Annotated in this window: 3 protein-coding genes and 1 pseudogene; 2 read left to right on the top strand and 2 right to left on the bottom strand. The window is 62.9% G+C overall.

The annotated features are described in order from the left end of the window. Positions 1-2,920: pseudogene (locus HT737_RS12000) on the bottom strand (DEAD/DEAH box helicase); the annotation flags it as partial. Between the two features lie 320 nt (positions 2,921-3,240). Here HT737_RS12000 and HT737_RS11995 point away from each other — a divergent pair. Both HT737_RS11995 and HT737_RS11990 read left to right on the top strand, forming a co-directional pair. Further along, on the top strand, positions 3,241-4,125 hold the full coding sequence (locus HT737_RS11995) for a sugar nucleotide-binding protein (protein WP_041074483.1): 885 nt from the start codon (positions 3,241-3,243) through the stop codon (positions 4,123-4,125). After that, complete coding sequence (locus tag HT737_RS11990) at positions 4,118-5,047, top strand: NAD-dependent epimerase/dehydratase family protein (RefSeq protein WP_047296876.1); 930 nt, start codon at positions 4,118-4,120, stop codon at positions 5,045-5,047. The genes HT737_RS11995 and HT737_RS11990 overlap by 8 nt, the downstream gene beginning before the upstream one ends. 266 nt (positions 5,048-5,313) lie before the next feature. On the opposite strand, the gene HT737_RS11985 is transcribed toward HT737_RS11990, so the two are convergent. Further along, positions 5,314-6,012 (bottom strand): OmpW family protein, encoded by a 699-nt coding sequence (locus HT737_RS11985; protein ID WP_041074487.1) that lies wholly within the window; start codon positions 6,010-6,012, stop codon positions 5,314-5,316. Positions 6,013-6,211 lie beyond the last annotated feature (199 nt).

Here is a 6,211-nt window from a genome sequence, read left to right as displayed (position 1 = left end):
CTCGCTCCCACAGTTGACGGTGCTCCAACGGGCGGAACCCGGTTGAATGTGGGAGCGAGCCTGCTCGCGAAGCTTTTCTTTTGCCGTTACTGGCGGAACGGCCAAGCGGCAGGCGCGACCGCTCGCAGTCAGCGCGTCAAGCCATTCGCGCCAGTGTTCGCCAGCCTGAACTTCAAGGTCGCTGACGCAGGCCAGGCTCATCAGCGCCTCGTGCATTTCATCGACGTTGGCCGGCGTCGGCCACGCTTCCTCGCGCACCGCGTTGATGGCGTCGGCGTCCAGTGCCCCGAGATCATCGGTGGATTGCGGATCGCTCCAGCGTCGGTTGATCACCGCTTGGGTGCGGCGTTCTTCCAGCGGCGCATCGTCGAGAAAACTGTACGGCCGCGCGCTGAGAATTTCCGCCGCCAGCGGTGACGGTGCCGGCAGATCGCGGCTGATCAACCGCACCTCGCCACGCTCCATGCGCCGCAGCAGCGTGAGCCAGCCGTCGCTGTCCATGGCCTCGTGCAGGCAATCGTCGAGGGTCTGTTCCACCAGCGGATGCTCGGGAACCTCCCGCTCGCCGGCTAGGTTTTCCAGGCAGGCGATCTGATCGGGGAACACGCTGGCGATCAGGTCTTCGCTCTTCATCCGCTGCAACTGCGGCGCGACTTTGCGCCCGCCGGTAAAACGCGGCAACGCCAGCGCCACCCCGGCATTCCAGCGCCAGCGCACGCCGAACAGCGGCGCGTCGAGAATTGCCTGAATCAGGATGTGCTCGGCGCTGTTGCTGTGCAGGTACCGCCAGACATCATCCAGTTCGAAACTGTGGCTGGTGGACAGCGACAGGACAATCGCGTCTTCGCTGGCGGCTGCCTGCAACTCGAAGTTAAACGTGCGGCAGAAACGCTTGCGCAAGGCCAGGCCCCAGGCGCGGTTGATGCGGCTGCCGAACGGTGAATGGATGATCAACTGAGTACCGCCGGACTCATCGAAAAACCGCTCCATCAGTAGCGTGTCCTGCGAGGGCAGGGCGCTGAGGGTCAGGCGAGCGCGGGCGAGATACTCCACCAGTTGTTCGGCGCTGGCACGGTTCAGGCCGAGGGTTGCGGTCAGCCAGTCGAGCGCCGGTTGCAGATCGCCGGGGCGGACGCCAAGCAGCTCGTCGAGGGTCGCTTGCAGGCGCGCCACCGCCGCCGACAATTCATCGCTGCGCCCCGGGGCTTCGCCGAGCCAGAACGGAATGGTCGGCGGCTGGCCCTGGGCATCTTCGACCCGCACCTTGCCGGTTTCCACCCGCAGGATGCGGTAGGAGGTGTTGCCGAGCTGGAACACATCACCGGCGATGCTTTCCACGGCGAAGTCTTCATTGACGCTGCCGATGTTCAGGCCCTGCGGTTCGAGCAACACGCTGTAGTCGGCATTGTCGGGGATGGTGCCGCCACTGGTCACGGCGGTCAGTTGCGCGCCACGGCGGCCGCGCAGCGTGCGGCTGACGGCGTCGCGGTGCAGGTAGGCGCTGCGGATGCCTTGGCGGCCGTTGTACGCCTTCGGCGAGCATGGTCAGCAGCGCCTGATAGTGTTTCTCGTCGAGATCGCGGTACGGCGAGGCTTGGCGGAACAGCGCGAGCAAAGCGTCTTCGGGCCACTCCTGACAACTGACTTCGGCGATGATCTGCTGCGCCAGTACATCCAGCGGCGCTTCGGGTATGTGCAGGGTGTCGAGTTCGCCACGGCGCACGCAGTCGAGCAGCGCGGCGCACTCGATCAGGTCGTCGCGGGTGGTGGCGAACAAGCGGCCCTTGGGCGTGCCGCCGACCTGGTGCCCCGAGCGACCGACTCTTTGCAGAAACCCGGCAATCGAACGTGGCGAGGATATTTGGCAGACCAGATCGACTTCACCGATATCGATGCCCAATTCCAGCGAAGCGGTGGCGATCAGCACTTGCAACTCGCCGCGCTTGAGCCGCTGTTCGGCGTCGAGACGAAATTCCTTGGCCAGGCTGCCGTGGTGCGCGGCCACTGCGTGCTTGCCGAGACGTTCGCTGAGGTGTCGGCTCAGGCGTTCGGCGAGGCGCCGGGTATTGACGAAAATCAGCGTGGTGCGATGTTCGCGGGCCAGTTCGGCGAGCCGGTCATAAACCAGCTCCCAGACATCGTTAGCCATCACCGCCGACAACGGCACCGGCGGCACTTCGATGCCCAGATCCCGTGGCCGGGCGTGGCCGATGTCGATGATCTCGCAGGGGCGATCAGTGCCGACCAGAAACCGCGCCACGGCCTCGATCGGCTTTTGTGTGGCGGACAAGCCGATGCGGGTCAAGGGTTCGGCGCACAGCGCCTGCAGGCGCTCGAGGCTCAGCGCCAGATGACTGCCGCGTTTGCCAGCCGCGATGGCGTGGATCTCGTCGATGATCACCGTGCGTGTGTTGCCGAGCATTTTGCGTCCGGATTCGGAGCCGAGCAGCACGTACAGCGATTCCGGCGTGGTCACCAGAATGTGCGGCGCACTTTTGCGCATGGCGGCGCGGTCTTTCTGTGGCGTGTCGCCGGTGCGCACTGCCGTGGTGATGTGCAATTCGGCCAGGCCCATCTGGCGCAACTGCTCGGTGATTCCGGCCAGCGGATTTTGCAGGTTGATGCGGATGTCGTTGGACAGCGCCTTGAGCGGTGAAACGTAGACCACCAGGGTTTCGTCGGGCAGGCCCTCGGGGTTTTCCAGGCCACGGTGGACGAGGTCGTCGAGCACCGCGAGAAACGCGGTGAGGGTTTTACCGGAGCCGGTGGGCGCGGCGATCAGCGTCGAGCGGCGCTGGCGGATCAACGGCCATGCGCGGGCCTGGGCGGCGGTGACCGACGGGAAGGTGCTGCTGAACCAGGCGCTGACGGCGGGGTGAAAGCCAGTCAGGGCGGCGTCCTTGGGGATGGGCAGATTCATGCTCAAGTTATGCGGGTGGGGGCGGCAAGATGCAAGTACCGCTGGGGAGCTGCGCTGTTCATCAGGGCCTCATCGCTGGCCAGCCAGCTCCCACAGTGATTGTTGCTGAAAAGTTTGGCAATCAACACTGAACCCTGTGGGCGCTGGATTGCCAGCGATGGAGCCAGTTGATTCAGCACAATTCCCGGCGATCTACACTTTACGGGTGACGGTTGCGCACTAAACCCGCAAAATGCAACGATTCCGGCAATTATCGATGACGGTGTCACCCGCACCGTCGCTAAAGCCATCGTTCCAATCAGACTGGGCCTGCTGACTCTATGCGAATGCGCCTTATGTTACTGGGCGGCGGAAATGCCCTTGGGCAGGCGCTGATTCGCCTCGGTGCGGAAGAAGACATCGGTTTCCTCGCCCCCCGCCCGCCAGAAGACGGCTGGGATGCCGCTAGCCTGACGCAACTGCTCGACGATACCCGTCCGGATGCGTTGATCAACCTCGCCTACTATTTCGACTGGTTCCAGGCCGAGACGGTCAGCGAAAGCCGTCTTGCCGGCCAGGAACGCGCCATCGAGCGGCTGGCCGAACTGTGCCAGCACCACAACATCATTCTTGTGCAACCGTCCAGTTACCGGGTGTTTGACGGTTCGCGGGCGACTGCCTACAGCGAAAAAGACGAGCCGGTGCCGCTGGGCCTGCGCGGCCAGGCGCTGTGGCGCATCGAGCAAAGTGTCCGCGCGACCTGCCCGCAACACGTGTTGCTGCGCTTCGGCTGGCTGCTCGATGACAGCCCTGAAGGCACCCTCGGACGCTTCCTCGCCCGCGCCGAACAGCCGGATGAATTGCTGATGGCCGATGATCGCCGGGGCAATCCGACCCCGGTGGACGATGCGGCGCGAGTGATCATTTCGGTGCTCAAGCAACTCGATTGCGCGGCGCCGCTGTGGGGCACTTACCATTACGCCGGCCACGAGGCGACCACGCCGCTGGCGCTCGGTCAGGCGATTCTGACCGAAGCACGCAGCCTGCATCCGCTGGCGATCGAAGCGCCGACCGCTCAGGCCCATGCCGCGCGGCCGGATGCCGCCGAGGAACCGCAGCACGCGGTCCTCGCCTGCAAGAAAATTCTGCACACTTTCGGGATCAAGCCTCGCGCCTGGCGCGCCGCACTCCCGGCTTTACTGGATAGGTTTTATCGTCATGGCTGAAGGCCCTGTTTTAATCACCGGCGGCGCCGGTTTCATCGGCTCGCACCTGACGGATGCATTGCTCGCCACCGGCCATTCGGTGCGGATTCTCGATGATCTGTCGACCGGTAAACGCGCCAACCTGCCGCTGGACAACCCGAAGGTCGAACTGATCGTCGGTGACGTCGCCGATGCCGCGCTGGTCGCGCAGGCCATGCAAGGCTGCAGCGCCGTTGCGCATCTGGCGGCAGTCGCTTCGGTGCAGGCGTCGGTGGACGATCCGGTGAAGACGCACCAGAGCAATTTCATCGGCACCCTGAATGTCTGCGAAGCCATGCGCCAGGCCGGGGTCAAGCGTGTGCTCTACGCGTCGAGTGCAGCGGTATACGGCAACAATGGCGAAGGCGAGTCGATTGACGAAGACACGCCAAAAGCCCCGCTGACTCCGTATGCCTCGGACAAACTGGCCGGCGAACACTACTTCGATTTCTATCGTCGCCAGCATGGTCTGGAGCCGGTGATCTTCCGCTTCTTCAACATCTTCGGCCCACGCCAGGATCCGTCCTCGCCGTATTCCGGGGTCATCAGCATTTTCAGCGAGCGGGCACAGAAAGGTCTGCCGATCACCGTGTTCGGCGATGGCGAGCAGACCCGCGATTTCCTCTATGTCGAGGATCTGGTCGACGTGCTGGTGCAGGCAATCGACAAGCCTGAAGTGGAAGTGGGCGCGATGAACGTCGGCTGGAATCAGGCGATGAACCTCAAGCAGATGTTGCAAACGCTGCAGGAAGTGGTCGGCGAACTGCCACCGGTCAGCTATGGCCCGGCGCGCGCCGGCGACATCCGTCATTCGCGGGCGAACAACGCGCGTTTGCTGCAACGTTTCAAGCTGCCAGAGCCGACGCCGATGCGTGTGGGGCTGGCGCGGTTGCTGGGACGCTAAATCGAAAAAAACAAAAAAGGCGCCTTTGCAGGCGCCTTTTTTGTGGGCGGGGTATCGCTTTGACGCTTGTGCAATCCCTGTGGCGAGGGAGCTCGTCGAATCGTCGCACCGTCCCGCTCGACTGCGCAGCAGTCGCAAATTCAGTCAACGCGGTTTTTCTGAAGCACCGCTTTTGCCTTGTTCAGGGCTGCTTCGCAGCCCAGCGGGAGCAAGCTCCCTCGCCACATTAGCCCGCATTCACCACCACGCGAATGTTCGAATGTTGCTTAGAACTTGTAGCCCAGACCCACCATGTACACAAACGGATCGACATCAACATTCACCTTGGCACGGGTGCCCGGTGCCACGGCGTTGTTCTCGACGGTGGCGCGAGTATCGATGTCGATGTAGCGCACCTGGGCGTTGAGCATGATGTTGTCGGTCAGCATGTAGTCGGCGCCGACCTGCCAGGCCAGGCCCCAGGAGTTTTTCGCTTTGAAGTTGCTGAAGCCGTTGGACTGGGCTTCGCTGCCGACGTGCTCGTCGTAGATCCAGGTGTAGTTGATGCCGCCGCCGATGTAAGGCTGGAACGGCGATTTCGCATCCAGCGGGTAGTACACGACGCTGAGGGTGGGCGGCAGGTGTTTCAGGGTGCCGAGTTTGCCGTTGGCCGCTGGCAGTGCGGTGCCTTTGATTTTTACGTCATGCTCGAACGGCGAGGCGGCCAGCAACTCGATACCGATGTTGTTGGTCAGCATGTAAGCGAAGTTCAGACCCAGTTGGGTGTCGCTGCTCATGGTCGCCTTGCCGCCCAGGTTGGTGCCGCTCAACGGACCCTGATCGACTTTGACGCTGGAGCTGTCGGCCTTCGGGTTGACGGTAATCGCACCGGCGCGAACGATGATGTCACCGGCTTCGTGGGCGTGGGCGAGCGGGGCTGCGAGCGCGACTGCAAACAGCGAGGCGCTGAGCAAGGACTTGTTCATGGGAGCTCCAAAAGGACGTTAAAAATGTCTGATGTCCTATGGTATGAAGCCAACTGATACGGTCTTTTGACTCAGCTCAATGAAACAGTGATGCCCCGGTTTTTTGTGGAACCTTGGCCGGCCCCTTCGCTGGCAAGCCAGCTCCCACAGGTTTCGTTGGTGTTCAAAAAATCGGTGAACGACTCGATCACTGTGGGAG

It is taken from the genome of Pseudomonas sp. MD195_PC81_125 (assembly GCF_014060985.1).
GTDB lineage: Bacteria > Pseudomonadota > Gammaproteobacteria > Pseudomonadales > Pseudomonadaceae > Aquipseudomonas > Aquipseudomonas parakoreensis.
Note: the sequence above shows the minus strand (reverse complement) of the source record. Positions and strands in the feature narration are given on the sequence as shown.